This is a genomic window from Caulobacter sp. P1_B12_2, from assembly GCF_056406675.1.
In genome coordinates, this window is record NZ_JBFTZS010000593.1 from 1 (window position 1) to 2,322 (window position 2,322).

Genomic DNA, 2,322 nt, shown 5'->3' on the forward strand with positions numbered 1-2,322 from the left:
GCCTGGCCCGGGCGCAGGGTCTCCAGCAGGGCGGCGGCGGCCTCGACCGGGTCGCGCTCGGCCAGGCGGGCCAGCAGGTCCGGATCGGCGGTCCGGGCCATGGCCGGTAAAGCCGAGTCAACGACCAAGGATGGGAGCAGCGGCAGGTTCAGCACCAGGGCCTTGCCCGGGCGGTGGTTCCAGTGGCCCGAGAACCGGCCGTGCAGCAGCACGTCGCCGGCCCGCACTCGCCAGCGCCCCCGCTCGCCGGCCTCCTCGTAGCCGCCGTCCAGCACGACGGCGGCATAGGCCTCGTCGTGGATGTGACGCGGGATGGTTTCGCCGGGGACGAGGCGGGAGCGCAGGGCGGACATGCCGGGAGCTTAGCGGCAAAACCGCGTTCGGCGACTTAAAGCCTCGTCATGTTTGGTCGGTCACGGATGGGCCTGCAGATAGGCGATCAGATCGGCGCGGTCCTGGGCCGAGGCGGTCCTGGCGCCCATCGAGGTCCCGGGCGCGAACCCCTTGGGATCGGCCAGCCAGGCGTCCAGGGTCTGGGCGTTCCAGGTGAAGTCGCGAGACGCCAGGGCCTTGCTGTAGCGGAAGTCCGGTACGGCCGCGACGTGGCGACCGTAGACGCCGCGATGGCGCGGTCCGATCTTGTTGCGGTCCAGCGCATGGCAGAACGCGCAGCGCTTGCCGTAGAGCGCCTCGCCGTGCGCCGGGTCGCCGGCGGGCGGACCGGCCAGGGCGGGCGAGGCGGCCAGCAGCAGGGCGGCGGCCAGGACAAGCCGCCTCACGTCCGCACCTCCATCAGGCATCGCGCCGCCAGGCGACCCGCCGTGCGCGCGGCCTCGGCGCCGGATCGCGCCGCGTCCAGCCGTCGCACGAAGGTCACCGACGCGCCGGTGGCCAGCAGGGCGTCCTCGACCTCCGGACAGCCGCCGTCCGCCGCGATCGCCACCACATGGCGTAGCTGGGCTTGGCCGACGGCCCGGGCGAGAGCCGTCGAGGGGGCGCGAGGCGTCAGCATCACGCAGGCGGCTTCGACTCCGCTGAACGCGGCGGCCAAGGCGTCGGCGTCGTCAGGCGCGGCGATGACCAGCTCGATCCCCTGGGTCCACAGGCAGGCCGCCCGTTCGGGGTCGCGGGCCAGGGCCCTGACCCGGATCCCGCATCGCCGCAGCTCGGCCAGGGCCGCGCCGCCGCTCGCGCCCATCGCTTCCATGATCGCGAACATCGCCGCCTCCATCGATCGGATGCAGGGACATAGCGCGGTGGTTTGGCGCTCCGTAAGTACGCACTATTTTGATACCGTCGTCCGCCACGCCCTCTGGAGCGCCGCCATGTCCAAGTCGTCCGTTCCCTGGTGCTCGGTGTCGGCCACGGTCGATGTGATCAGCGGCAAGTGGAAGCCGACGATCCTCTACTATCTCAAGGACCGCCCGCGCCGCTTCAACGAGCTGCGGCGCCTGACCCCCTACGTCACCCAGCGCATCCTGACCCTGCAACTGCGCGAGCTGGAGAGCGACGGGATCATCTCGCGGACGGTGCTGGGCCAGGTTCCGCCGTCGGTGGAGTACGCCATCACCGAACGCGGACTGACGCTGGCGCCGCTGCTGGACCAGATGGGCGACTGGGGTGCGGCCCATGCCCAGCGGCCCAAGCAGGACACCGCCGGCGAAGAGGCTATCGCACCGACGTCCACGGCCGGCTCAGAAGCACCGCGCAGTTGATCAGCCCGACCAGGGAATAGGTCTGCGGATAGTTCCCCCACAGCTCGCCGTCGGCGAAGCCGATGTCCTCCGAGAGGAGGCCGGCGGTGGTGCGGCGGGCCAGCATCTCCTCGAACAGCGACCGCGCCTCGTCGATGCGGCCGGCCAGGTACAGGGCCTCGACCAGCCAGAAGGTGCAGATGTTGAACGCCGTCTGCGGCGCGCCGAAGTCGTCGGGAATGGCGTAGCGCAGCAGGTAGGAGCCCTTGCGCAGGCCCGCCTCGACGGCGGCGACCGTGGCCTCGTTGCGCGGGTCGTTGGCCTCGATGAACCGCAGGTCGACCAGTTGCAGCAGGCTGGCGTCCAGCTCGTCGCCCTCGAAGGTGGCGGCGAAGCGGCCCAGGTCGGCGTTCCAGGCCCGCTCGTCGATGGTCTGGCGCACCTTGGCGGCGCGCGCGTTCCAGAAGTCGGCGCGCTCGGTCAGGCCCAGGCGGGCGGCGGCGTTGCCCAGCCGGTCGCAGGCCGCCCAGCACATCACCGCCGAATAGGTGTGGACATTGGCCCGGCCGCGGAACTCCCACAGGCTGGCGTCGGGCTGGTCGTGCAACTGGAAAGCCCGCTCGCCGAC

Annotated in this window: 4 protein-coding genes and 1 pseudogene; 1 reads left to right on the plus strand and 4 read right to left on the minus strand. The window is 71.6% G+C overall.

Going from position 1 to position 2,322, the window contains the following annotated elements:
* The 3 genes and pseudogenes from AC1DZ6_RS23760 to AC1DZ6_RS23770 form a co-directional block, all read right to left on the minus strand.
* Nucleotides 1-353 (minus strand): annotated as a pseudogene (locus tag AC1DZ6_RS23760) (AraC family transcriptional regulator); the annotation flags it as partial.
* 60 nt (nucleotides 354-413) lie between these two features.
* A complete protein-coding gene (locus AC1DZ6_RS23765) occupies nucleotides 414-779 on the minus strand; it encodes a c-type cytochrome (RefSeq protein WP_477099571.1) in 366 nt (121 codons plus the stop codon).
* Nucleotides 776-1,219 carry an NAD(P)H-binding protein gene (locus AC1DZ6_RS23770; RefSeq protein ID WP_477099572.1) on the minus strand — a complete coding sequence of 148 codons (444 nt, stop codon included), beginning with the start codon at nucleotides 1,217-1,219 and terminating at the stop codon, nucleotides 776-778. The genes AC1DZ6_RS23765 and AC1DZ6_RS23770 overlap by 4 nt, the downstream gene beginning before the upstream one ends.
* A gap of 106 nt (nucleotides 1,220-1,325) precedes the next feature.
* Here AC1DZ6_RS23770 and AC1DZ6_RS23775 point away from each other — a divergent pair, with 106 nt between their 5' ends.
* Nucleotides 1,326-1,715, plus strand: a complete 390-nt coding sequence (locus tag AC1DZ6_RS23775) for a winged helix-turn-helix transcriptional regulator (protein ID WP_477099573.1) — start codon at nucleotides 1,326-1,328, stop codon at nucleotides 1,713-1,715.
* On the opposite strand, the gene AC1DZ6_RS23780 is transcribed toward AC1DZ6_RS23775, so the two are convergent.
* On the minus strand, nucleotides 1,669-2,322 hold a 654-nt coding region (locus tag AC1DZ6_RS23780), incomplete at its 5' end, for a glycoside hydrolase family 15 protein (protein WP_477099574.1). The genes AC1DZ6_RS23775 and AC1DZ6_RS23780 overlap by 47 nt on opposite strands.